Source organism: Streptomyces indicus, assembly GCF_900100315.1.
GTDB classification, from domain to species: Bacteria; Actinomycetota; Actinomycetes; order Streptomycetales; family Streptomycetaceae; genus Streptomyces; species Streptomyces indicus.
In genome coordinates this window covers 193,041-215,839 of sequence record NZ_FNFF01000012.1, presented here as the reverse complement: position 1 = coordinate 215,839, position 22,799 = coordinate 193,041, and the positions used below count along the sequence as shown (strand labels likewise).

Sequence of the window (22,799 nt, the reverse complement as noted above, 5' to 3'; positions counted from 1 at the left end):
CTCCTTACACGGGCGGTGCGTCGTGAGCGCTGTCCGGCGGTGCGGGCTGTGTGTGGTCCACCGCGGTTCGGTTGGCGTACGAGGAGTCGGGTTTCGGAGCTGAGGGCACGGCGGACTCATCGGCATCGACGTGCTGACGTCCGTGCTGGGCTCGCAGACTCGTCTCCTTCTGGAGGCCGGACACGCGGTGGTCTGCGCCGTGAGCAGTGCTGCGAGCCTTGATGGCCTCGGCCCGGAGCTGCTTGGCTGCCTCGTTGTCCTTGGCCTTGGCCCGCCGAAGCAGCGCGGCCTTTTCCTGCTGCGGCATGTCCGCTTCCGTCAGCACAGCTTCGTGCTCGTTGACGGGTCCGGCCTGCCGGGTAACTTCCTGGAGCCGCGTGTCCATCTGCTCCAGCTCTTGGACGGTCTCCTCACGGGTACGAAGGAGTGCTTCCCGGTCCGCCTCGACCGCAGCACGCTCGTCACCGCGGATTGCCGCCCGCCCGAAACGGCCCGTCGCGGACAGCTGCTGTTCAAGACCCTCGATACGGGCCTCGGTGCCGGTCAGTCGAGCGGTGCGTTCCGCGATCGTGCCGTCCAGCAGCCGGACTTCGCGGATGGCCACGGCCCGTTCGGCAACGTCCTGATGACGGCGTTGGAGCGCGAGCGAATTGGGGCCTGCACCGGCAGCAGCCTCCTGTTCTGCACGATCGGCGGCGGCTTCCGCCTTGTCGGCCGCCGTCGTTGTGGCGCGGGCAGCGATGGCGGCCTTCCGCACGGCGTCACGCAGCGCCGAGTTCCCGAGGTGAGCGTATGGACGGTCAGCCGTCGGCGCGGGTCCCGAGGGTGTGGCCGGCTCCGTGGTCGGCTCGGCGTTCGCCGGTGCGGGGCGGTCCTCGTGCTCCGGAGCCTGTTCGGGAGTGTCTGCGTCGTGGTGCTCGTCGGCGCCGGGGGCGCGCGGGATCGGGAGGTCTGCTACGACCTGGCGGACGTGGGCGGGGACCGCGTTCTTCGGGAGTTCGGTGAGGATCATGCGTTCCTCGGTGCCGGTCTCGATCTCGCGGATGAGGCCCGCGACGGCGCGGTCAAGCTGTTCCTGGTCGGTGAGTGCGTCGCCGTGGCGGGCGCGGTCGGCGTCGGTCTCGTAGACGGAGAGCGGCAGGAAGAGGTGGGACTCCTTCTTGTCGCGGCTCATCATCGTGTAGAGGGCGTTCGCCTGAGCGCCGGGTCCGTAGACCAGAGCCTCTTGGACGGTGAGGCCCTGCGACTTGTGGCCGGTGATCGCGTATCCGAGGCTGAGCCCGCCCTGTGCGATGTAGTCGGCGTCCACCCATTCGGCAACGTCGCGGTGGCCGTCCTCGGTCTTCTCGCGCCACTCGACCAGCACCCGGCGTTCGTCGTCCACGGCGCGCACGATTCCGCGGTAGCCGTTCAGGACGTCTTCGTTCTGCCCTCGGCTCTTCTTGCCCCGGTAGTCGTTGACTCGAAGGAGGACCTGGTCACCGACGGACAGGGTCAGCTCGCCGCCACCGGGCAGCGCGTAGGCGTGCTCGGGACCGGTGAGGTCGCCGTTCTCCTTCCGCAGTGCGCGGGCGCCGGTGTTCAGCTCTTCCACGATCTCGTTGGTGGCGGCGAGCATGAGGAGCTGCTGCACGGCGGTGTGGTCGTCGTTGTGCGCGGCCCGCTTGTCGGCCCAGACGGTGAGCATCGCGGCGAGGGTGGTGTCCTTGTCCGCGAGAGCGTGCACGCGGCCGGTCCCGGCGAAGGTACGGAGCGATTCCACGCGGTTGTCGTCGCGCCACAGCTCCAGGGCCCGGCGCTCGACCATGTCCTTCTGGCGGAAATTCTGGCTGAGGGTGAGCCCGCCCACGAGATGGTGCACGGCGGCGAAGCTGCCGCCGATGCCGGGCGAGTGGAGCTGCTTGGGGTCACCGATGCCGACGACCTTCGTGCCGGTTTCCGCGGCGTGGGTGAGGAGTTCGGCGATGTCACGGTCATCGCACATCGCGGCTTCATCCACGACCAACACGTCCACGCCGGTGAGGCCGGAGCCTCCGTTGCGGATGCCGGTCAACCAGGACGCGAGGGTGCGGGACTCGATGCCCGCCTCGGCCTTCAGGTTCGCGGCGGCGACGGCGGCTGTACTCGCGCCGGCGATGACGAGACCGTGCGCCTCCCATGCCTGGCGCGCGGTGTCCATGATCGTGGTCTTGCCCGATCCGGCGATGCCCACGACGGCGTCGATTCCGTGCCCGGCCGTGAGCAGTCGTTCGAGGATGGCACGCTGTTCGTCGGAGAACGTGAAGCTGCCGCCGTGCTGGGCCTCGACGGTGGACAGCGTCATGTCGACCGTGTCGCTGCTGACGGCGGCGGCCTGAGTCCCGAGCCGGTTCGTGGCCTCGGAGACGATCAGCGCTTCGGCCGCCACGACATCCGCCGTGGTGTACCGGTCGGCGTGCGCGAAGTGCTGGGCGCCCTTCGGGTTGAGCTGGACCGCGTATCCGGCGTGCCGGAGTACGGAGTTGGTGAGCTGTTCGGCCTCGGCGGCGTCCGCGACGCCGTACGGGAGGGCGTCCAGCACGGCGGCGATGGCGGCGGCGTGGGTGAACTCCTTGGAGTGGCTGGTCAGGCCGGTCTTGGGGTCGAAGACCTGGGCGCACAGCTCGTCCAGGGTGGGGTTCTGGTCTGCTCGGTCCTGTTCCATCGCGCTGGCTGCGATGGCGTCGGGGTCGTCTCCGGCCGCACGGCCTTCGGTCTGCCAGTAGGCGCGGAGGACATCGTCCCCGACCCCGGCGGCCTCGCCGTTCTTCGCGGCCTTGGACGCGGTGGAGGCGGCGGTGCGCTCGCGGGTCGAGGCGCTGTCGTAGTCGATGCCGAGTTTCGTCAGCAGGTCCCGGACCTGGCTGTCGCGCTTACTGAACAGCCGGATCGTGGCCTCGGGAATCGCTGCGATCTCCCACGCTCCGGTCCGCTCCTCGCGGCGGAAGCTGATGCCGAACTCGTTGGTCAGCTCGCGGCGGATGCGGGCGTTCATGAGGGACTGGGTAGCGCGGGTGTGCCGGTGGAGGTCTCGGCCCCCGCTGGCCATCGTGGACCACTTGCCGTCGGTGCCCTTGACCAGGTTGGCGAGGGTGAAGTGCAGGTGGAAGTGGGGGTCTCCGTACGGGGCACCGTCGACGGGGCGGGCGGCGCGGTGGACCATCATCCAGCCGGAGAACCCGCTCGTCTTCACGGTCTCCGCTGCGTCGCCGTCGCCGTGATGGCCGCGCATGGCGTACGCGGTCCACCGTTCCAGGGCACCGATGGACTCGCGGCCGGCGGCCGTGTAGATGCCCTCGACCTGGGCGGCAACCTCTTCGGGCGCGTAGGCGAGGAACGCGGACTTCGACTTCGCCAAGTCCAAGGTGACGTCGGCACCGAAGTTGCCGACCTGCACGCGGCCTTCGAGAAGAGCGGCCTTGATCTCCTCGGCGTCCCACACTTCCTCGGGCGCGAGCCCTGCCGCCTTGGCCATCGCGACGGCTTCGCGCACGTCCATCGGCAGATCCCGAAGACGACGTGCACCTTGGCCCTCGGTCTGGGCGTACCGGCGCTTCATGGACGCGGCGTCGAACAGGTCGGCGGGCTGCTGTCCGGTCTCGGTGGCACGCGCCTCGACCGCACGCAGGAGCGCGCGGGCGTCCAGACGGCCGCCCGCCTCGGCGGCGACCGCCTTCTCCACCACGCCCTCGCCGTAGAGGTCGACGGCGTCGATGCCGACGGCGTCGGCGAGCTTCAGCACCGTCGAGACGGGAACACGGTGCGACTCCCCGAACCTCTTGAGCTGGCTCTCCATCCGGCGAAAGGCGTCCTGCTTGCGCTTGGAGTCCAGCAGGGAGGCGGGGTTCACACTGCGTTCGGCGGCGGCGCGGCGGATGGCGCGGGCCAGTGGGGCGGCGGGGAGCTTGGCGGCCGGCGCGATGGCCAGCTTGGGTTCCACGAGGGTCTGCCCGGTCCGCGGGTCTTCGCCGTGCATGAGGCGCCGGGCGGCCGGGAACTGCTCGGGGGCGAGGGTGCTGCCGGGCGTGATGTCGAACTCGGCGAGCCCAGCGCCGATCCAGACCAGGGGCCGTTCGCTGGCGTCCAGGTGGTAGTCCACCTGTCCATCCGCGGGCCGAGCGGGGAGGGCCTGTTCCCCGTAGAGGTCGCGGGCGTCGAGCCCGGCTGCGGCGGCGACTTCGACGGCGTCGAACCCGGTGAACCGCGCCGTGCCCTTGCTGCGGATGAGTCCGCGGGCACGGAAGAAGGCGCGCTTGGCCTCGCGGTTGGCGAGCAGGGAGGCGACAGGGGCACCGGCGGCTTCGGCCTTGGCCTCGATGGCGGCGACGAGGGGGGCGGCGTCGACCGCCACGGACTTCCCGCAGCCGTGGCCGCCGGTAAGGCGGTACTCAACCTGCTCGTCGGAGGGGCCGATCATGGTCACCCATCCCATCGGCCCGCTCACCCCCCGCTCTTATTCGGTCAGTTTCGGTCGTCTTGGCTGATTGTATCGTCACGAAGTGACGATACCTTGGTCCTCTCAAATCAAGATCATGATCAACGAGGGGGAACCTCGGGCACTCGGAGTGGCCTGGTCGCTCGGGCGGATCGGGCTCGTGGAGCCTGATGTCCTGTTGGACTGTTACCTCTGCGCGAGGTGCGCGGGCTGGGGCGCCGTACGAGCTGAGGCGGTATGACGATCCGATGCCGGTGCGGTACCTGCGGGGGCTGTGTCGTTGGTCCGCGTATGGAGCACACCCCGCATCCGGCGGCTTCCCACCGGTTCGCCGAGTTGTCGGGCTCGTACTGGATGGCCTCCGACTCCCCGGCGTACGGGGGTGACGCCGAGGGCCGGTTAGGACCGGGACGTCAGACTCCGCCCCCGCACTCGGGCAATCGGTTGGAGGGCGGAGAGGGCTCCTGGCCAGCGGAGGGCTCGTAGGCACTGACGTGTCGCCCTGCTGTCGGGGCGCGCGGTCTTGGTTGGGCCCTGCCCGATCCGCGCACGCCTGGTGACATGACGAAGGTCCCCGCTCCGGATCGGAGCGGGGACCTTCGTCATGCTGGCCGTGTGGCTCGGCCGACGCCTACGTGTTCAGAGGCCACTCGCCGAACGGCACCGGCGCCTGACCTTGGGCTTCGCGCACGGCTTCCTCCGTACCGCACGTGGTGCAGATGAAAACCTCGCGGTCGGTGGTCAGACGCGAACGTGCGGGCCGTTCACCGAGCGGGCCGCCGCAGCGCGGACAGCGGGTGTCGGGCACGGGTCACTCCTCGGGGTGCTCGCGGGCGGACTTGATGATGTTGTTCCAGGTCGGGCGGGAGTAGGTCTTTTCCGTCTGCTCCTGGAGCGCGGGGATCAGCTCGGCGTTCGTCGCGCCGGGGTTCGCCGCGATGGCCTGCCGCGCGAGGGTCAGCCGCTCGTCTCCTTGGTAGGGGTAGGCCAGTCCGCGGCGGCCGGTGGGCCGCCCGCCGGCGTGCCCGCGGCCCTTGCGGTCCGCGAGGTACTTCCAGAGCCTCCAGCGCTTCCACTTCGGGCGACGCCGGGTCGGCAGCTCGTCCCAGTCGTCCGGTGCCGGCCACCCTTCGGGCGGGCTCTTGACGTAGTGGGAGACGGTGGTGGAGTCGGCGAACCCGCAGACCTTCGCCGCTTCGGCCGGGCCGACCATCTCTTCGGGGTCGCCGTCGAGCTTCGGCGGGTTGGTGGTGCTGGCGGCGGCGCGCTGCCGCTGCAACTCGTGGTGCCACGTCGCCCATACGTCGCCGTCCCAGTGCATGACGCCGTCGATGGTGTCCGCGACGGGCGGGTGCCCGTTGTTCTCCCGGTCGGTCCAGAGGTTCTGAAGCGTCGGCTCGCTGATGCCGTGGACCTTGCGCAGGTCCGCGCGTGAGTAGAGCGTGCGGCCGGTCTTGCGGGACACGGTCGCCTCCTGTTCTTGGTCGGGGTCGTGACCGCTAGGCGCGGTCACTGGATGTCGTCCGGGTCCGGGGCCGGCACCCACGTACGGCTGCCCGCCGGTTCGAGCCGGGTGAGGCTGGCTATGTCGGCCAGGGGGACGGCGGCGGCCCAGTCTGCGCGGCCGGGGTGGTCGACGGGGAGGTTGAGCACGAGGTGCGGGCCGGTCGGGGGGAAGTCCTCGACGATGACGAAGCTGTCGCCGGGATCGGCGCCGATGCTGTTACCCCTGGTGAGCTGGGCGATGTCGCCGGGCTGGGGACAGTCGGGGTGTCGGTCACATAGCATGGTGTGGTCTTTCTGGTGAGAGAGACACCGACGGCCAGCGCCTTGTTGCCCTTGTGCGCTGGCCGTCATCTGTTGTCTGGGCTGTATGGCGCCCGTGGGACGCGCGTCCGGTCGGAGGTTGCCCGCTCCGCTGATGGCGGGGTAATTAAACCACCTTTGGGTTGAGCGGGTGGGGCCCTGATCTGGAGGACGGCGGTCATCAGAAGAGGGCCCCCTGATCTGTGGGGCGTCGGCCCCGGTCGTTGGGTGGCCGGGTGACGTGAAGTTCGTAGCGGGGGCGTCCCGCGTGCGGCGGAGCGTGAGCTTCGCGGCGGTACCGGCGCCAGGCCACGACGGGGGCGCCCTGGTCGATCCAGCCCGCCGGGTACCGGGCGATGAGCTGAGCCCAGCGGCTCCGGTTCCGCGGGACGGCCCACCGGTCCTCGACCGTGGTGATCGGTGGCAGCGTCCGCCAGCCGGGGAAGCAGTGGTCGTGCGCGTCCTCCACCGCCTCGTTGCCACCCTTCCCGAACTCGTCGCCGGAGTGCACGGGGCCTTCCCACTCGCACGCGAGACACCCACCGCGGAACTGCCGCTCGTCCCCCCGGCGGCCAGTCGGCCGGCTGCGGGAGAGCAGGGTCGGCGCGTGGTGTGAGGGCGGGTCCAGCTCGTGGCCGAGGTCGCAGTACGCCCCGCCGGGATGTCCGGGCTGGATGTGCCACGCCTGCCCGGCGCTCGGGGGTGAGTGGCGCGTCCGCGCGTTGCGCACTCGCCAGTAGTACGTCTGCCGTGCCCGTGCTCCGGCGCGCACAGCGATGGTGCCGGTCACGACTTCCTGCTTCCGGCGGCGAGCACTTCGCGGAGCGGGTCCGCGAGCACGGCCTGTTCGTCGGGGGCGTCGAGGAACCGCGGCCCGTACGCGCGGCGCACGGCGCGGCGGGCGTCCTGGTGACGGTCGAGCTCCGGGTAGTACGGCGATCGGTCGAGCACGTCATATCCGTGCTGGGTGAGCACGTCGGCGATGAGCGACCGGACCTGTACGGGGTCGAGGGCGGAGAGGTCGGTTTCCCCGGGGGCCGCGAGGAGTACGCGGATCAGCTCGGTCGCGCTGAGCCGGGGGTGGAGGGGGACGCTGAGCCGGTGCACGCCGTCCCGGCTGGGGGTGGCGGCTCCTCGGCGGCTCGGCATCCTGGTGGTGCTGCGGTCTTGTGTCGTCTCGTCCATCGTGTGGGCCTTCGATGACTCGGAGTGCTGGCGGGCGGTGGGGGTCAGAACAGGGCGTGTTCGGCGCGGGCGGCGGCGGTGCGGAAGGCGCGGGCGGCGTCGGCGGCGGTACGTCCGGGCTCGGCGCTCCACCGGTCGATGACCTCTCGGTGCAGGGCCTTGGCGGCGGCGGGGTCGTCGGCGTCGACTGGGTGACCGTCGAGGGTTTCCGCGAGGATGCCGAATGCCTGGTCGCGTGCGCGGTCGATGCGGTCCCAGTCGTACGTCCGGCCAGCGGCTCCCCGCCCGTGGCCGGCGGCGACTTGCAGGGCGCCGCGCGGCCAGCACGGCAACGTGGCGGTGCGGCCGGGACCGTCGAACAGGTGCGGGCCCTGATGGATGCCGACGTGTTCGATGTGGCGGGCGGCCCATTCCAGGATCGCGGCGGGGGTGTCCGCGATGACGATGCTCTCGGGGGTGTGGCGGGTCGGCACGGTGCTGTCCTTCGGGAAGGGCGGGGGCGGCGGCGCGCTGCCGCCGCCCCCCGGTCGGGCTGCTAGTGGTAGGCGGGGATCAGTCGGCGGACCTTGTCCTCTCCGATGCACCCGCCCTTGTGGCGGCGCGCGCTCGGCGGCTCTCCGTTGCGCCCGCGCAGGTGCGACCAGAACTTCGGGCCTTCCCAGTCACACAATTCACAGTTGAGGTACCAGTGGTTATCGCTGCCGGGGAACCCGGTGAGGACTGCCCGCCAGTGGTGGGCCGCGAGTCCCGCGAACGCGATCTGCGCGCCCTCGGTGTTGCGATCGTTGACCGGCATCCGCGGGTGCAGGAGGGGCACCGGCCCGCACAACGGCGTGGGAGCCTCGGCAAGCACCTGGTCCAAGGGGACGGTGCCGATCCGACCGGCGGCGTACTCCTCCGCGAGATGGGCGGCGGCCATGTCGGTGCCGGGTGTCCCCTTGGGCGGGCGGCGAAGGTTGCGTTCACCCTCGGTGGTGAGGACGAGCCAGTCACGGTGCCACCGGTAGGCGCGGCCGATGACCTGGTCTTCGCCAACGATCACGGGGTATCGGCACTGGATGTCCGGAGTGCCGACGCGGTACGTCGGGACGGTGCTGCTGCCACCGGTCGCGGGGACGATGAACCTGCCCGCTTCGGTGTCGGGGACGGTGATGGTGGCGGGTCGTTCGAGGAGTTGCGTGGTCATGGTGGTGCCCTGTTCTGGTGAGAGAGGGGCCCGCCCCCGGCGCGCTCGGCCGCCGGGGGCGGGCGGGGGCGCGGTTACGCGGCCGGGGCCTGCGGGGCGGCGGTCCACTCACGGCGCGGGGTGATGCCCAGCTCGTTGAGGACCGGCGCGTGGCTGCCGTTGTCCGGGACCCATTCCCAGTCGGCGCCCTCGGTGCCGGGCCGGTCGGTCCAGGTGAGCATGTAGGAGCGGCCGGAGGTGCGGGGGTCGCCGCATACGGCTTGTGCTTCGCGGCGGGTCATCGCCCACAGGGCGCGCCGCTTGCGGGAGCGGCTGGAGCCCTTCGAGGCGATCAGCACCAGCGCCATTCCGTCCAGCCAGTTCGCACCTGCGGCGGGGGCCGCTGCGGCGGTCGGCTTCACGACCGGCACCGGTTCCTCGACCGCCGGGGACTGCTCGGCCGGTTCCTGCGCTTCGCTGGCCGGGGCCTGGGGCGGCTGCTGCATCTCGTCAGCGCTCTTACGCCCGGACACGTCGTCGTAGGGGGCGGTCCATGTCCAGTCGTCGTGCTGGTTGCCGGTGGCGCGGACGATACGCTTGCCGGTGCCGTTGTGGATGTGCGGAATCGTCACGGACTTCGGGTTGACCCGCAGGACCTCGTACCAGGTACCCCGGTAGAGAACGAAGTCCCCGCGGGTGAAGTCGGCCCGCGACCAAACCTTGAAGCCTTCGGCTTCGGCGTCCTTGATGACCTTCTCCCAGTGGGCGATCTCCTCGGTCAGCTCCTGGCGCTCGATCTCCAGCTCCGGGTCTGCCGGGTTCCGGGAGAACCCCTTGGCGGACTCCCCGCGCTGCCACTTCTCGACCGCGCGGAGGTCGGCCCGCAGCTTGTCGAGACGGCGGAGCGTGCGGCCGGGGTCCTTCCTGAACTGCTGGTAGTTCGCGGCGGCCTGCGCCCGGCCGGTCCAGTGGGCGGCGCGGTCGCTCTCGCCGATGCTCTTGCGCATCGCGTCGTCCATCCGCGCGTGATCGCGGCGGGCACGGCCCTCTGAGTGGTGACCGATGAGGATCGGCTGACCGAAGGCGAACCGCTCGGATATGTCGTGGCTCTTCTTCCACGCGGCCTCGGAGGACTGGGCAGCGCTGGCGGCGTATCCCCCGAACCGATCCGCGCGGCCTTCGGCCTTCTCCTCCCGCTCTTCCTCGGCCTCGCTGAAGCTCCGGCGGTCGGCGTTGTCGACGGTCAACGTGACCTCGAAGCCCGCGTCTCGGAGTCGCTGCGCGAGGAGTTCGAGCGAGGGGGTGTAGGTGGCGTGGTCGCGGCTGTGCGGGAGGTACCAGCAGTCAAGGTTCCTGCTCCAGCGGAAGGGCTGGCGTTGGGTGCGACCGTACTCGCGGAGTCGCAGGATCTCGGCCGATCCGTCGCCTCGGCTGGTCCCCTCGATCAGGGTTCCTTCTCGGCGGGTGTGGGTGATCTCGATAGTCACTGAACTGGTCTTTTCTGGTGAGAGTTTGTGGTCCGGCCGCAGGGCGGACCGTGCGTTGGCAGCGGCGCTGCACCACCGGCGCGGGCCGTGAGGGACGATCGGCTCGCGGGTCGTCGCGCCTGCGCGGCGACAGAGTCTGTCGCGCCCCCGCGGGGCGCGTCCGCTGCGGTCCGGTGCCCGTCGTCGGTCGGCGGAGTCGGCCGGCGGCGGAGTCGGCCGGCGGCGGTGAACGCACCGGACCTGTCCTGCCGCCCTGAAGGGGTGTCCGCTGGGGGTGTTGGGGGCCTGCCGGTCCGGAGGTGTTGCCCTCCCCCGGACCGGCGGGGCCTTGGTCAGCTGCGGTGGAGCGTGTGGCGGGCGGCCGGGTCTGCGTCGGTCAGTCCGGTCCGCTCGCGCCATGCCTGGCGGACGGCGGCGCGGAGCGCGTCCCCGTCGTCGTAGGCGAACCGGCCCCGGCGCAGGCTGCGGACGATGTCGCGGAACGTGTCGCCGTGCATCGTGGTCAGCGTGTCGTCCAGCGGGGTCAGCTCGTGCGGGAACATCGCCTGGACGCTGTCGCCCGGCTGCGGAGCACCGAGGGTGAAGAACCAGACCACGGACATGGTGGCCTCGTCCGCGAACTCCGGCCCGCCGAACGGGCCGACGACGACGGCGGGGCGGGTGTCGAGCTGGTGGCCCCGGAACCAGGGTCCGCCGATCACGAGCGTCGCGGTGGGGAAGTCCTGGACGGTGGGCTTCTTGTCGGTGGTGAGCATGTTGTGTCCTGTCTGGTGAGAGATTCCGCCGGGGCCGGTCGGCCCCGGCGGGGTGTCGGTCGGGGGGTTGCCCTCCCCCTTCCGACACCGTTAATTAAACCATGTTCTTGGGTCTGGGTCAACCGATCACGGCAAGTTCGCGGCGGCGCTCGGCGGCCGTCGTGACGGCGCGGGCGATGGCACGGCCGGTCTCGATGACCCGGACGGCGGACTCGTGAATCGGGGGCTTCTTGTCCTGGGTGATGATGCCCGCGAGCGGCGGCATGACGGCGGGGCCCGGAGTGATGTTCAGGATGAGCGCGGCGACGTGGGCGGCTGAGGCGACCTCGGCGGCGTGCTGGCCGGGAAGGGGAGCGTCCGCCTCGGTGATGCGTCGCCACGCGTGGCCGTACAGCAGGATGCGGACGGCGTTGTCGGGGGCTTCCTGGGTGAAGTCGAACCCTCCGGCCTGCTCCGGGTCCTCGTGGTACTGGTCGCGGTACTGGTTCACCAGGGCATCCCGGATGACCTCGGCGGCGAGCGGAGCGGCGGCGGGCGGCTCGTAGGCGTCGCCGTCGGTCTGGCTGATGTCGAAAACCGGCCCGGCCTTGAAGCCGGACACCTTGCGCACCTCGCCCCCGTCGGTCTCCCCGGTGGCCTCGCGCTGTCCGCCATCGGCGGCGGCCGTGGCCTCCCGCCCCTCCTCGGGCCGCCGCTTGATCGGCGTCCAGATGCGGAGGGAGGTGGAGCCCTTGACCGGGAAGCGTCCGGCCTTTCGCCAGTCTCCGGAGCTGAGTACGTGGGTGGCGTTGGGGTGCTGGGCGGCGATGGCGATGCAGTTGGTGGGGCTGCGGTCGTCGCGGTCCGGGTGGGTCAGGTTCGCGGCCGTGCGCATGACGGTGGCCCAGAAGTCTTCGCTGGCGACCATCGCGCCGTACGCGCGATCCATGACGGCTTCGAGCTCACCGCGCATCTTGGCGGAGTAGGCCCGGCGCTCTTCGTCGGTCATCTTCGGCTTACGGGGCATGTCGCGGTCCTCCTGGTGAGAGATCGTCCGGGGCCGGCTGGCCCCACGGTGCCGGTCGGGGGGTTGCCCTCCCCCTTCCGACACCACTAATTAAACCATGTTTCTGGGTGATCGGCAACCCTTAAATCCAGTACAAACCCGCCTCGTTGCTCACGGCCCGGTATGCGGCTATGACCTCGTCCTCTATCTGTGTCCAGTGTTCGAGGACATCGGGGGCGGTCTTCTTATCACTGGCCGCGCGTTTGGTCCTGCGCCACTCAATGGCGATTTTGAGTGTGCGGATTTGAGAGCGGGTCAGCTCCCAACGTCCGGAGTCCGGGAGTTGATCGCCGTAAGCCATCGCTACGGCGTTGTTGATGTGCTCGGTACTGGACCACACATTTTGTGTGGCCTGGAGCGCAAGGGCGCGTTTGAGGGTGCACCGGAGGTGCGGGGCCTGCACGATCCATTGCGGCTCGATGACGAATATATCGGCGCTCATCACAGGGCCTTTCTGCCCGGGGCGGCGCGCTGCGGAAGCGCGCCGCCCTAAAACGTGGGGGATTAGAGGGCGTATCCGTCGACGTATTCGCCGTACTCGTCTTCGGGCGTCTGGACGCTGGGGAGAAAGCGGCTCACCGCGAATACAACGGCGTCGGCGATAATCCGGGGCACGTCGTTAAGTACGAGGCTCACCGCGTCGCCATCGAGTCCGATACGGACCTCTCCCGGTTCAAGGTTCATGTAAACGAAAGCAGATGTGCCATCAACCCGGGTCCGGACTCCGGGGAGGCGGGCGGAGAGATCACGTGCGGCCTCCTCGACACCCCGCCGCGTCTCGGCCTGCGCGCGGTTGTGCTCGGTCACCCGCTCGTGAACGTCACGGTGAGCGGGGATGAGGTCGGCGGCGATACGGGCCGCGATGCCTGCCGGGTCCTCGGTCATGGCGACTCGGACGGTGTCGCGCTCGCCCCTGCGGAACGGGTAGTCGGTGGCGGGGAATGCGCCTCGGATGTGCAGGTGGCCGGGGTCATCGAACCGCTCGGAGAGGTGAAGCTGTCGGCCGTCCAGGTGGGTGAAGGTGGCGGCGTGGTCCAGCTCCTGGACGCCGTGGCGCGCGGGCTGCGGTCGCCAGTTGCCGCCGAGTTCGAGAGCGATCGGGTGGGCCAGCTCTGCGACGGTGAGAGGCGTGTTCATCGTGCGTTCTCCTGGTGAGAGAGGTTGTCGGCGGCCGGTCGGCCTGCCGTGTGCCGGTCGGGGGTTGCCCTCCCCTTCCGACATCACTAATTAAACCATGTTCTAGGGGTCAGGTCAACCCGGATAAGGGCCCTGACCTGGCCTTTTCTCACACCCCACCGCCCGCACCCGCCCTGCCGGGCCCGGCCACAACGGGCCTGGGCGGGGTTCCCTCCTCGGTCGGACAGCTCCGCCGTACCAGGGTTCCGGGCGCGGTGTCCTGGCTCGCGTAGCGACCGCGTAGCGGCTCGGCCTGGACGCCGTGTCCGGGTTCCTGGTACGCCCCTTGGGGTGTCCGGCCGAGGAGGGAACCCCGCCTTCACCACCTGCACCACGACGGCGCGGCACCCGACCAACCAGCCCCCACCCCCTCCGAGGAGGACCCGCCGGAGGCTGCCTTTCGCTCTGGCCGGCACCCAACGAAGGCGTGGTTCGAGATGTCCGCGGACCTGTGCCTACGGTGCGCACGACGAGCACTGATTTCGAACAGAACTGGGGGCACGGGTGAGCACGAATTCGGCAGGACCGGTGAGCGCGTCGGAGCTGCGGCGGCGGGTTCGCGCTGCTGAAGCGGTGAAGGCGAAGACGCGGGAGATGGCCGCCGAGCACGCGCTGACTGCACGCGAGGCTGCGGTGAAGGCGGCCAAGGCGAAGGAGGAGGCCGACGTCACGGCGCGGGAGGCTGCTGCTGTAGTCCTGCGGCTGTTCGACAACGACGCCGAGTTGGTCTCGGAACTGCTGGGCGTCCCGGCGGAGGAGCTGGAACGCGAGGCGAAACCTGTTACCGCCGCTCGGGCGAAGGACATCATCGAATCGCTGCGAGCCCGCGCCGAGCGGCCCCGCACGACCCGAAACCGTAAACCTCGGGCAGATGCAGCAAACGCGGCTTCCTCGACCTCGGGCGCCCCGGCCCCGGTCGTCACGGCGGACGACAGCCGGGCTGATGCCGCCTGAGAACGAGATCGGGCCCGGACTCTTCCCGCTCGCGGCGGTGAACGGGTCCGGGCCCGTTCACGTTGACGAGCAACTTTCCCTCATCGGTGAGCCAACGCCTGTTCGTATACCGGCTGTTGAGTGGATGTCCTGGCTGGCCAACGAGTCCGTTCAGGCCCGGTACTGGGCAAAGGTCTACCGAACCTCGTCAACCGAGGATTGCTGGTTCTTCTTCGGCGGGATCTCCAGCACCGGCCACGCCAGCTTCAGGGCGGCGTCACGGCCGGGCAGGACGCGACGCGGCACGGTGCCGGGCCACCTCTACGGGTACCAGCTCGCGCACGGTGTCATCCCTCGGCTCGGTTGGGGTACGGACAGCCCGACCGTCTGCCACACCTGCGACAACCACTCCTGCCAGCAGCCGACACACCTTCGGCTGGGCACGGCGGCGGAGAACCGGGCCGAATGGCTGGCCCGCCGCAGGGACCCGGGCAGTCCCCTTGCGGACCTCCGCGGCCCGGCCGGGCGCTCCCGCGCGATCGGCGCTGCCATCCGCGCTGGCCGGGAGAACCACGAGTCCGAGGGGGAAATCGAAGCCCGCATTCAAGCCGCCATTGCGGAAGGCAGACCGCTCAGCCTCTGGTGATCGCCATCCGACTGCCCACTATCCACAGCCCGGTCGGACTATCAGCGCCCCAACGGGAGGGCAAGGACGAGCGGGTCAAACTTGCTGAGGTCGGCGCTTGGGCAACGTGCGAGAGAGTGCGTCGCCGGCCTGCCGCTGGGTCAGGGCGGCGAGGTGGGTAGAGACGGTGGCGTTCTCCCGCAGCCGGGCGTGGGTGGCGTAGACGGCCTCTGCAACGGTCTGCTGGTCCAAGTGGGGGTAGCGGGCGGCGAGGGTGTCGATCACGCGGTCAAGGGAGTGCTCGCTGTCCATGACGGGCTCGCTCTCAGATATCGGTATCCGATGTCGTCTGACGATATCTGTCAGAGTGCTAGCGCGGCAGGTCCTTGCGGCGGGGTGGGGCTGCGGGTTTGGCATCTGCCGCGGCCCGAGCGGGGCGGGGGCCGGTGATGCTGTGCCAGGTTGCGATGGCCGCCGTGGCCAGGGCGGCGCCTAGCAGGGCACCGGCGAGGGTGTCGGTGAGCCAGTGCACGCCCAGGAATATCCGGGTGAAGCAGGCCCCGGCCACCGCCAGCACGGCACCGGCCAGGGCGGTATGCCACAGGGCGGAACGGAGCTGGGCTCGCCGGGCCAGCCACAGCAGCAGCACACAGGAGGCAGCCGCGGTCATCGCGTGCCCGGACGGCAGGGCGGCGAAGTCGGCGGAATCAACGGGGCGTTCCCAGCGGGGCCGCTCGCGGCCGATAGCCCACCGAAGCACCTGACGCACTCCCGCCTCGACGGCGGACGTACCGGCCGTGAACAGCGCGAGCAGCCGCTCCCGGCGCCGCCACAGCCAGACCGCCACGGCGGCGAGCAGCAGACGCATGGTCCACGGGTCGAGGGCCCAGTCGGTGAGGATGCGGTTGGCGTGCGTGAGGTTGGGATGCTCCAGTGCCAGGGCGTGCAGATCCACGGCCACGTGCCGGTCCATGCGCAGGACCGGCCGCCAGCCGGCGGCGACCACGGTGACGATTCCGGCCGTGGCTGCGGCCAGGAACAAGGCGGCTTTCCCTGTCGGTTCGGCGAGCCAGGAGGCCGCCGCAAGCCTCGGTCGCCTTTGTGCGCCGCTGCCGCCTGCGCCTGGGTCCGTCCTGGTCATCGGGGTGTGCTCCTCACTACAACGGGGCCGGGGCCTGCTGCCGGGCCGGAATGGCCCGCAGGCGTCGTAGACTCGAAGGCCGATATCGGTTTCGTCACTGCTCATCGGGCGTGGAGGTGGATGGGGTGCGCGAGTTCCAGCGGGGTGCGGTGCGGCTGCACATCCTGCATCACGCGGCCGAGGAGGAGATCCACGGCGCGTGGATGACCGAGGAACTGGCCCGCCACGGCTACCAGATCAGTCCCGGCACGCTGTATCCGACGCTGCACCGGCTGGAGGCCGACGGGCTGCTGGTCTCCGAGCAGCGGGTCGTCGACGGCCGCACGAGGCGGGTCTACCGGGCCACGGAGGCCGGGAAGAAGTCGCTGGCAGAGGACCGCAGGGCACTCAAGGAGCTGGCCCGTGAAGTCCTCGACGGCGACCCACTGGACTGACCGGCCGCATCGTTCAGCGGCGGACCCCCTCCGCCTCGGTCGGCGAGCCGGCGGCGCTCTGGTGCAGGCGGGCGTCCAGGGAGTAGGCACCTGCGCCGACGATGAGCAGGAAGAGGCTGCCGCATAGCTGGGCGAGGTCGGTGCGGGACTCGTGGGCGAAGTCCCACCAGCCGGACTTGCCGGGAAACAGCGGGGCGTCGCCCCACAGGATCGGCAGCTTGGTGATCAGCAGGGCGCCGAGCATGTTGACCACCATCGGGACGGTGGCGAGCCGGGTGAGCAGCCCGGCCAGGAGCAGCAACCCGCAGACGATCTCGAAGACCCCGTCCAGCGGAGCGAAGAAGCCGGGGGCGGGGATGCCGGCCTTGTCAAACCGGCCGGTGCCCTGCGCGTCGGGGCGGACGAACTTCAAGATCCCCTCGGAGAGGAAGACCGCGCCCACGTAGAGGCGGATGAGCATCACCGCCGCGGGCGCAGTGGTGCCGGTCAGCTTCGCCTGCCAGGTGCTGAGCTGAGTCATACGAGGATGCCCCTCTGCTCCGGGAGTATCGAATGCCGATATCGTCCCGCGAGGCAGAAGGGCACCGGCGGTTTTGCGCCTCCTGGCGGGCGCGTCGCACGGAAGACTATGACTCCCGGCGGGCGGCGACGGCGCGACGGAGGCCGTAGGCGGCGGCTCCGAAGGCCAGCACCGCGGCCCCGGAGACGACCGAGGCCAGGGGCAGGGCGAAGGCCAGGACCAGACAGCCCACCAGCCCGATGACAGGGATGAAGCGGTGTGGGCGGCCCTCGTCCGGGGTGAGCGTCCACGCGGAGGCGTTGGCGATGGCGTAGTAGGCCAGCACCCCGAAGGAGGAGAACCCGATCGCCCCGCGCACGTCTGCCGTCGCAGCGAGCACCGCCACCACGACACCGACGACCAGCTCGGCCCGGTGCGGCACCTTGAAGCGGGGATGGACAGCGGCCAGGGCGTGCGGCAGGTGCCGGTCCCTCGCCATCGCCAGCGTTGTACGGGACACGCCGAGGATCAGCGCCAGCAGTGAGCCGAGCGCCGCGACGGTGGCACCGACGCGCACGACCGGCGCCATCCAGTCGACGCCCGCGGCCCGCACGGCGTCCGACAGCGGCGCGGTGGCGTCCGCCAGCTGCTGCGGGCCCAACGCCATGAGGACGGAGACTGCAACAAGGGCGTAGACGACCAGGGTGATGCCGAGCGCGAGGGGGATGGCGCGGGGGATAGTGCGCGCAGGGTCGCGAACCTCCTCGCCCAGAGTGGCGATGCGGGCGTATCCCGCGAACGCGAAGAACAGCAGCCCCGCCGCTTGGAGGACGCCGCCGAAGGTGGCATCCGAACCGACATCCAACCGCGCGGCATCCGCCCCGCCGGAGGCTAGGGCGGCGACCACCACGGCGGCGAGCACGGCCAGGACCACGGCGACGATCGCCCGCGTCAGCCAAGCCGACTTCTGCACCCCGGCATAGTTGACCGCCGTCAGCGCCACCACGGCGGCCACCGCCACCGCGTGGGCCTGACCGGGCCAGACGTACGAGCCGACGGTGAGGGCCATGGCCGCGCAGGAGGCGGTCTTGCCGACGATGAACCCCCAACCGGCGAGGTAGCCCCAGAAGTCGCCGAGCCGCTCGCGTCCGTAGACGTAGGTGCCGCCGGAAGCCGGATATCGGGCGGCCAGCCGGGCGGAGGAGGTGGCGTTGCAGTACGCCACCACTGCGGCGACCGCGAGGCCGAGCAGCAGTCCGGAGCCGGCCGCGTGCGCGGCAGGGGCCAGGGCGGCGAAGATTCCCGCGCCGATCATCGACCCCAGGCCGATCACCACGGCATCGGGCACGCCGAGCCGCCGCTGCAACTCGTCCGGGACACCGCTGGCGGTCGATGGCTTACTCATGGGCACACTCCTCGGCGGCACGACCGCTCATCTAACGGACTCCGATATCGGCAGACGATATCTCGCCTCGAAGAGTGCCCTACAGCTCCTCCCCTCGGCTGCTCGCCGCACCTACCACCACGCTCGGTACTCACGCCCGCCGATGCCAACCTGCCAAGTCGGTGGACCACCGATCCTTCGCCGATGAACACCAGTTAGCGAAACCGGCCTCCGCCAGGGCCATTGATGTTTCACCGTCACCGACCTGCCCGCGGCGAGCCACCGATAGCGCAACAGCCCCGAGACCGCCGAGGTCTTGGGCTGAGACCGACCGCGATTTTCTCGTGCGAAGCCCACGCGAGATCGGCCCGCTCCTCGAAGGTAGCGGGCCGATCTTCTTGTGATGCAAAACACATCACTTCGGGTGATGTAGGGAGGTCTCTACCGCATCACGCCTGTGTGCTGGTGAGGCCGGCATCGGGATGTTTGGCACACACCTCCAGCGCCCTCACGCGGGCTTCCTCAAAGGCCCGGGACACGGCCGACCTATTGATTCCACGTGCATGTGCCTCCGTGCTGCCGCCGGGGCGGAACTCGGTCCGGAACTCGGCGCCCCGCGTGGTGAAGCCGTCGTGCTCGAATTCCCACGTCCACCGGCTACTCATCGGAAGCGGCTCATACGTCAAGGTGCCGTCGGCTTCGTACGACGCCAGAGCGGAGTACACGAACTGCCTCTCCGGCATCCGTGTCCAGACGGAGCCGCCACCGGTCCATCGCTCGCGCTTCTCTGGGCCGAGGGCTCCTCGGCGGGCGATCTTCTCCTCTGGCCAGCCGTCCGCCCGCATGGTCGCGATCTCGTCCTCGTGGTCGTCGCTCCACTGGTCCGCAACGCCCTGCGCGTGCTGGCAGTCCGCGAACGGCACCTCCCGACCGCCCAGCGTGACGACGAAGACCGGGTCGTCCCCTTCTTCCGTGCCGCCCTGTGGCATGTCGCTGGCGTCCTTCCAGGTCTCCTGGGCCAGCCCCGAGAGCTGACGGGGCACGTGGGGGAGTCCGTCCGTCACGGCTGCCAGGCCGGAGCGCTCCAAGAAGCCGGGCAGCGGGGCGGTCGGGTCCATGGCCCATTCGATGGCGGCCATGACTTCGTCGTCCAGGGCGTCCAGGAGGTGCCCGTAACGGTCCACGGTGGTGGTGATGGACTCGTGTCCAAGCCGTCCTTGGATCGCCGGCAGGGGGACCTTCGCGGCGATCAGCCAGGATGCGTGAGAGTGGCGGAGGTCGTGGATACGCGGTCGCTTGATGAGGCCGTACTTCGCTGCGGCCAGTTCGATCGCGGGCACCCAGCGCAGGCGGCGGAAAGTTCCGGGGTCCCACTTGCCCCCTTCGGGGCCGGTGAAGATCAGGGCATTGGGAGCCAGGCCCTTGGCGCGGCGCCGCAGCATCCGGTCCAGCTTGTGGGTGATGACGACGGTACGACGCGACTTCCGCGTCTTCGGGGGGCCGAGGATGGACTTGCCGTCCTCATCCTTCTTCCATGCCCGCTGGACTCGGATGGCCGGGCGGCCGTTGCGTCGCCGGAGGTCACGGGGCTGAAGCGCGGTCGCTTCACCCCACCGGAATCCGGTCTCTGCGATGGTCTCGCCAAGATCCTTGGCGTCGTCCCGGAGGCATTCGTAGATCCAGGCCCATTCCTCCCGTTCGAGGAAGACCATCTCTTCTTCGTCCTCGGCTCCATCGAGCCGGGGCAGACGGGTCTTCGCGCACGGGTTGGAGGCCCGCAGTGACGGTTCTGCGTCCACGGCGGACTGCATGATGGCGCTGAGGAGACCGTGCTTGTTCTGGACGGTCTTCGGCGCGTACTTCGTCCGGGGCTTCCGGTCGCGGGGGTCGAGCGGAGCGAGCCGTCCGGCCTCCAGGTCGTTGACCCAGTCCTGAACCATGGTCCGGACGATGCTGCCCTCGCCGTCCTCCACAGAGTACGGACCGAACCAGGGAGCCATGTTCTCCCGTATTTCCTTTTTGTACTTGCTGCGCGTATCGCCCTGAATCCCGGTGAGGCGGTCGACGTAGGCGAGCGCGAAGGGCTCGAACATCGTGTCCGCACGCCGCCGATCCGCAACAAAACCGTGACCTCGGGTCCACCCCGGGGGCCACTGCTGGCCGTGCCCGTTCACCAAGTCACGGAAGCGCTCGGCGGCCGTCTCGTCCTCGAAAACTTCGGACTCCTGCTTGCCGCCACGGGCCCCGCTGGCCCTCCACATGACGGTGTAGCTGGCCGTTCCGTCGCGCTTGTCCCGTTTCTTGATGTACGCCATGTGGGGCACCGTAAATCAGATCGGTGCTGACACGGTGCTGACGTTATAAACACAGAGAGGTCCCCTGACCTGCGTTTCCGCAGGTCAGGGGACCTCTACTGATGTGGAGCCTAGGGGAGTCGAACCCCTGACATCTGCCATGCAAAGACAGCGCTCTACCAACTGAGCTAAGGCCCCGGGACGGGAAACGCGGTGGAAGTGTCACTCCCGTGCGTGCGTCGGGGACAAGAGTACCGGGTCACCCCCCGGATCCCGCAAAAGGATTGGGGCTCCCCCTATGCGACCACGCTCCGTAAGATGCTCCGCGAGGTTCGCACGAGCGAAGGGGAGGACGCATCGTGGATGCGGAACAGCAGGAAGCCACGGCGAGAGCCAGAGAGCTTCAGCGCAGTTGGTACGGGGAGCCGTTGGGGGCGCTCTTCCGTCGGCTGATAGAGGACCTGGGCCTGAACCAGGCCCGGCTCGCGGCGGTACTCGGCCTGTCGGCGCCGATGCTGTCGCAGTTGATGAGCGGCCAGCGCGCCAAGATCGGCAATCCGGCCGTGGTGCAGCGCGTACAGCTGCTCCAGGATCTGTCCGGTCAGGTCGCGGACGGCAGCGTGAGCGCCTCCGAGGCGGCCGAGCGCATGGAGGAGATCAAGAAGAACCAGGGGGGCGCGGTGCTGACCTCGACGACCCAGGCGCGTGCGGCCGGCGTGGGGGCGCCGACCGTCAAGCGCGTGGTGCGCGAGATCCAGTCGCTGCTGCGCTCGGTCGCGTCGGCCGGCGAGATCATCGAAGCGGCGGAACAGCTCGCTCCGACCCACCCGGAACTGGCAGAGTTCCTGCGGGTCTACGGCGCCGGCCGCACCGCCGACGCGGTGACCCACTACGAGTCGCACCAGGGCTAGTCACCCGCACGCCCGGTTCAGGTACCGGGAGCGACAGCAGTTCGATCGACGGTTCAGGTCCACACGGGGAGAGATCTGAACCGGCAGCAGCCGAGCAGCCCGCAGGGGCTGGACGGGAGTGCAGCACGATCATGGGTGAGGTCTTCGCCGGCCGGTACGAACTGGTCGACCCGATCGGACGCGGTGGCGTCGGCGCGGTATGGCGCGCCTGGGACCACCGCAGGCGCCGCTATGTCGCCGCCAAGGTCCTGCTGCAGAGCGATGCGCACGCCCTGCTCCGTTTCGTACGCGAGCAGGCGCTGCGTATCGATCACCCGCACGTGCTGGCCCCCGCGAGCTGGGCCGCCGACGACGACAAGGTCCTGTTCACGATGGACCTGGTCGGCGGCGGCTCACTCGCCCATCTCATCGGGGACTACGGGCCGCTGCCGCCGCGCTATGCGGCGCAGCTGCTCGACCAGCTGCTCTCCGGGCTCTCGGCGGTGCACGCGGAAGGCGTGGTGCACCGCGACATCAAGCCCGCCAACATCCTGCTCGAGGCCACCGGCACGAAGCAGCCGCACCTGCGCCTGTCCGACTTCGGCATCGCCATGCGCAAGGGCGACCCGCGGCTGACCGCGACGGACCTGGTCGTGGGGACGCCGGGGTACATCGCGCCCGAGCAGAGCGCATACGACGAGCCGGACTTCCCGGCCGACCTCTTCGCCACGGGCCTGGTGGCCCTGTATCTCCTGGAGGGCGCGAAGCCGGACGCCCAGGCGCTCGTCGAGCTCTTCCGCGTCCACGGCACCCCGCCCGCCCCGCGCACCATTCCCGCGCCGCTGTGGCAGGTGCTCGCGGGACTGCTCCAGCCGGAGCCGCACGCCCGCTTCCGCAGCGCCACCGGCGCCCGCAAGGCGCTCGCGGAGGCCGTCATGCTCCTCCCGGAGCCCGGCCCGGACGACGAGCTCATCGAGGTCTTCGACCAACTGGGCCCACTGCCCGAGGGATTCGACGAGCACGGCCCGCTGACCTCCCGCGCCGCCTCACCCTCGCCGCCCCCGCCGGCCTCACCCGCACCGCCCCCGCCCGCCTCACCCGCGCCACCCGGCCCCGGCCTCGCCTCCGCCCCCACGGCCACGGGCGCGGGCGCGGGCCGCCCAGGGCTGTCACCCGCCCCGATGCCGTACGTGCCCCTCGCCACGCCGCACCCCGGAACTCCGGCACCACCGCCCCCGGACCCCACCCCCACCCGCCCGTACACCGTCGACTCCCCGCACGTCCCCCCGCAGACGCCACCGCCAACTCCCATACAGAACCAGCCGGTTCAGGCGGTTCAGGCGATTCAGGCGATTCAGGCGGTTCAGCCGCTACCGCCGGCCCAGCCGACCCACCCCACACAGGCACGTCGCCCACGCTCGGGCCCGCCCGCCAAGGTCGCGGTCCCCGTCCTCCTCCTCGCCGCCCTCTGCTTCGCCGTCGGCTTCTGGGCCCTCAGCCAGACCTGAGCCCACGAGGCAGCGCCCC

Annotated in this window: 23 protein-coding genes and 1 tRNA gene; 5 read left to right on the top strand and 19 right to left on the bottom strand. The window is 70.2% G+C overall.

Annotated features, from left to right (window positions below; translation table 11 throughout):
* Positions 1–4: 4 nt before the first annotated feature.
* The 13 genes from mobF to BLT97_RS26430 form a co-directional block, all read right to left on the bottom strand.
* Positions 5–4,450: a MobF family relaxase gene (mobF, locus tag BLT97_RS26485; protein ID WP_244210007.1), complete on the bottom strand. Its 4,446-nt coding sequence runs from the start codon at positions 4,448–4,450 to the stop codon at positions 5–7.
* A gap of 634 nt (positions 4,451–5,084) precedes the next feature.
* Positions 5,085–5,261 (bottom strand): hypothetical protein, encoded by a 177-nt coding sequence (locus BLT97_RS38030; RefSeq protein ID WP_167372517.1) that lies wholly within the window; start codon positions 5,259–5,261, stop codon positions 5,085–5,087.
* Positions 5,262–5,264: 3 nt separating this feature from the next.
* A complete protein-coding gene (locus tag BLT97_RS26480) occupies positions 5,265–5,918 on the bottom strand; it encodes a hypothetical protein (protein ID WP_244210006.1) in 654 nt (217 codons plus the stop codon).
* Positions 5,919–5,962: 44 nt separating this feature from the next.
* Positions 5,963–6,241 carry a DUF6211 family protein gene (locus BLT97_RS26475; protein WP_070200800.1) on the bottom strand — a complete coding sequence of 93 codons (279 nt, stop codon included), beginning with the start codon at positions 6,239–6,241 and terminating at the stop codon, positions 5,963–5,965.
* Positions 6,242–6,440: 199 nt separating this feature from the next.
* Positions 6,441–7,049 (bottom strand): DUF6349 family protein, encoded by a 609-nt coding sequence (locus BLT97_RS26470; RefSeq protein WP_070200799.1) that lies wholly within the window; start codon positions 7,047–7,049, stop codon positions 6,441–6,443.
* Entirely contained in the window at positions 7,046–7,444 is a 399-nt protein-coding gene (locus BLT97_RS26465) for a DUF6181 family protein (RefSeq protein ID WP_141760733.1), read from the bottom strand. The genes BLT97_RS26470 and BLT97_RS26465 overlap by 4 nt, the downstream gene beginning before the upstream one ends.
* A 44-nt stretch (positions 7,445–7,488) precedes the next feature.
* Complete coding sequence (locus BLT97_RS26460) at positions 7,489–7,917, bottom strand: DUF6197 family protein (protein ID WP_070200797.1); 429 nt, start codon at positions 7,915–7,917, stop codon at positions 7,489–7,491.
* A 62-nt stretch (positions 7,918–7,979) separates the two neighbouring features.
* The gene (locus BLT97_RS26455) at positions 7,980–8,630 is read right to left on the bottom strand and encodes a hypothetical protein (protein WP_070200796.1); all 651 of its coding nucleotides are present in this window, start codon (positions 8,628–8,630) and stop codon (positions 7,980–7,982) included.
* Positions 8,631–8,704: 74 nt separating this feature from the next.
* On the bottom strand, positions 8,705–10,096 hold the full coding sequence (locus BLT97_RS26450; protein ID WP_070200795.1) for a DUF3560 domain-containing protein: 1,392 nt from the start codon (positions 10,094–10,096) through the stop codon (positions 8,705–8,707).
* 332 nt (positions 10,097–10,428) lie between these two features.
* A complete protein-coding gene (locus tag BLT97_RS26445; protein ID WP_070200794.1) occupies positions 10,429–10,851 on the bottom strand; it encodes a DUF6409 family protein in 423 nt (140 codons plus the stop codon).
* Positions 10,852–10,969: 118 nt separating this feature from the next.
* Positions 10,970–11,857, bottom strand: coding sequence for a hypothetical protein (locus BLT97_RS26440; protein WP_093614448.1), 888 nt, complete (start codon positions 11,855–11,857; stop codon positions 10,970–10,972).
* A 121-nt stretch (positions 11,858–11,978) separates the two neighbouring features.
* On the bottom strand, positions 11,979–12,338 hold the full coding sequence (locus BLT97_RS26435; protein WP_141760732.1) for a hypothetical protein: 360 nt from the start codon (positions 12,336–12,338) through the stop codon (positions 11,979–11,981).
* Between the two features lie 62 nt (positions 12,339–12,400).
* The gene (locus BLT97_RS26430) at positions 12,401–13,033 is read right to left on the bottom strand and encodes a hypothetical protein (protein ID WP_070200791.1); all 633 of its coding nucleotides are present in this window, start codon (positions 13,031–13,033) and stop codon (positions 12,401–12,403) included.
* Positions 13,034–13,600: 567 nt separating this feature from the next.
* Here BLT97_RS26430 and BLT97_RS26425 point away from each other — a divergent pair.
* Complete coding sequence (locus BLT97_RS26425) at positions 13,601–14,026, top strand: hypothetical protein (protein WP_070200783.1); 426 nt, start codon at positions 13,601–13,603, stop codon at positions 14,024–14,026.
* Positions 14,016–14,651, top strand: a complete 636-nt coding sequence (locus tag BLT97_RS26420; RefSeq protein ID WP_070200782.1) for an HNH endonuclease — start codon at positions 14,016–14,018, stop codon at positions 14,649–14,651. Before BLT97_RS26425 ends, BLT97_RS26420 begins: the two co-directional genes overlap by 11 nt.
* 75 nt (positions 14,652–14,726) lie before the next feature.
* Here BLT97_RS26420 and BLT97_RS26415 read toward each other — a convergent pair whose 3' ends face one another.
* Both BLT97_RS26415 and BLT97_RS26410 read right to left on the bottom strand, forming a co-directional pair.
* Positions 14,727–14,942, bottom strand: coding sequence for a three-helix bundle dimerization domain-containing protein (locus BLT97_RS26415; protein ID WP_070200781.1), 216 nt, complete (start codon positions 14,940–14,942; stop codon positions 14,727–14,729).
* A 58-nt stretch (positions 14,943–15,000) separates the two neighbouring features.
* Positions 15,001–15,672, bottom strand: a complete 672-nt coding sequence (locus BLT97_RS26410) for a phosphatase PAP2 family protein (protein WP_070200780.1) — start codon at positions 15,670–15,672, stop codon at positions 15,001–15,003.
* A gap of 224 nt (positions 15,673–15,896) precedes the next feature.
* Here BLT97_RS26410 and BLT97_RS26405 point away from each other — a divergent pair, with 224 nt between their 5' ends.
* Positions 15,897–16,205 carry an Rv3488 family transcriptional regulator gene (locus BLT97_RS26405; RefSeq protein ID WP_070200779.1) on the top strand — a complete coding sequence of 103 codons (309 nt, stop codon included), beginning with the start codon at positions 15,897–15,899 and terminating at the stop codon, positions 16,203–16,205.
* Positions 16,206–16,218: 13 nt separating this feature from the next.
* Here the strand turns inward: BLT97_RS26405 and BLT97_RS26400 are convergent, their stop codons facing one another.
* The 4 genes from BLT97_RS26400 to BLT97_RS26385 all read right to left on the bottom strand — a co-directional run bounded on the left by BLT97_RS26400 (position 16,219) and on the right by BLT97_RS26385 (position 20,580).
* A complete protein-coding gene (locus tag BLT97_RS26400; RefSeq protein ID WP_070200778.1) occupies positions 16,219–16,725 on the bottom strand; it encodes a DoxX family protein in 507 nt (168 codons plus the stop codon).
* A 106-nt stretch (positions 16,726–16,831) separates the two neighbouring features.
* On the bottom strand, positions 16,832–18,109 hold the full coding sequence (locus tag BLT97_RS26395; protein WP_070200777.1) for an APC family permease: 1,278 nt from the start codon (positions 18,107–18,109) through the stop codon (positions 16,832–16,834).
* 428 nt (positions 18,110–18,537) lie between these two features.
* The gene (locus BLT97_RS26390) at positions 18,538–20,403 is read right to left on the bottom strand and encodes a tyrosine-type recombinase/integrase (protein ID WP_245769554.1); all 1,866 of its coding nucleotides are present in this window, start codon (positions 20,401–20,403) and stop codon (positions 18,538–18,540) included.
* A 104-nt stretch (positions 20,404–20,507) separates the two neighbouring features.
* Positions 20,508–20,580, bottom strand: a tRNA-Ala gene (locus tag BLT97_RS26385).
* A gap of 161 nt (positions 20,581–20,741) precedes the next feature.
* Here BLT97_RS26385 and BLT97_RS26380 point away from each other — a divergent pair.
* Positions 20,742–21,293: a DNA-binding protein gene (locus tag BLT97_RS26380; RefSeq protein ID WP_093614446.1), complete on the top strand. Its 552-nt coding sequence runs from the start codon at positions 20,742–20,744 to the stop codon at positions 21,291–21,293.
* 131 nt (positions 21,294–21,424) lie between these two features.
* Complete coding sequence (locus tag BLT97_RS26375) at positions 21,425–22,780, top strand: serine/threonine-protein kinase (RefSeq protein ID WP_093614444.1); 1,356 nt, start codon at positions 21,425–21,427, stop codon at positions 22,778–22,780.
* The last annotated feature ends 19 nt before the right edge of the window (positions 22,781–22,799 follow it).

Bases quoted from the DNA above. Each gene is read 5' to 3' on its own strand.
- BLT97_RS26435 (WP_141760732.1), bottom strand. From the start codon at position 12,338: ATGAGCGCCGATATATTCGTCATCGAGCCGCAATGGATCGTGCAGGCC.
- BLT97_RS26445 (WP_070200794.1), bottom strand. From the start codon at position 10,851: ATGCTCACCACCGACAAGAAGCCCACCGTCCAGGACTTCCCCACCGCG.
- BLT97_RS26395 (WP_070200777.1), bottom strand. From the start codon at position 18,109: ATGAGTAAGCCATCGACCGCCAGCGGTGTCCCGGACGAGTTGCAGCGG.
- BLT97_RS26455 (WP_070200796.1), bottom strand. From the start codon at position 8,630: ATGACCACGCAACTCCTCGAACGACCCGCCACCATCACCGTCCCCGAC.
- BLT97_RS26440 (WP_093614448.1), bottom strand. From the start codon at position 11,857: ATGCCCCGTAAGCCGAAGATGACCGACGAAGAGCGCCGGGCCTACTCC.
- BLT97_RS26400 (WP_070200778.1), bottom strand. From the start codon at position 16,725: ATGACTCAGCTCAGCACCTGGCAGGCGAAGCTGACCGGCACCACTGCG.
- BLT97_RS26475 (WP_070200800.1), bottom strand. From the start codon at position 6,241: ATGCTATGTGACCGACACCCCGACTGTCCCCAGCCCGGCGACATCGCC.
- BLT97_RS26430 (WP_070200791.1), bottom strand. From the start codon at position 13,033: ATGAACACGCCTCTCACCGTCGCAGAGCTGGCCCACCCGATCGCTCTC.
- BLT97_RS26375 (WP_093614444.1), top strand. From the start codon at position 21,425: ATGGGTGAGGTCTTCGCCGGCCGGTACGAACTGGTCGACCCGATCGGA.
- BLT97_RS26465 (WP_141760733.1), bottom strand. From the start codon at position 7,444: ATGGACGAGACGACACAAGACCGCAGCACCACCAGGATGCCGAGCCGC.
- BLT97_RS26415 (WP_070200781.1), bottom strand. From the start codon at position 14,942: ATGGACAGCGAGCACTCCCTTGACCGCGTGATCGACACCCTCGCCGCC.
- BLT97_RS26420 (WP_070200782.1), top strand. From the start codon at position 14,016: ATGCCGCCTGAGAACGAGATCGGGCCCGGACTCTTCCCGCTCGCGGCG.
- mobF (WP_244210007.1), bottom strand. From the start codon at position 4,450: ATGGGATGGGTGACCATGATCGGCCCCTCCGACGAGCAGGTTGAGTAC.
- BLT97_RS26390 (WP_245769554.1), bottom strand. From the start codon at position 20,403: ATGGCGTACATCAAGAAACGGGACAAGCGCGACGGAACGGCCAGCTAC.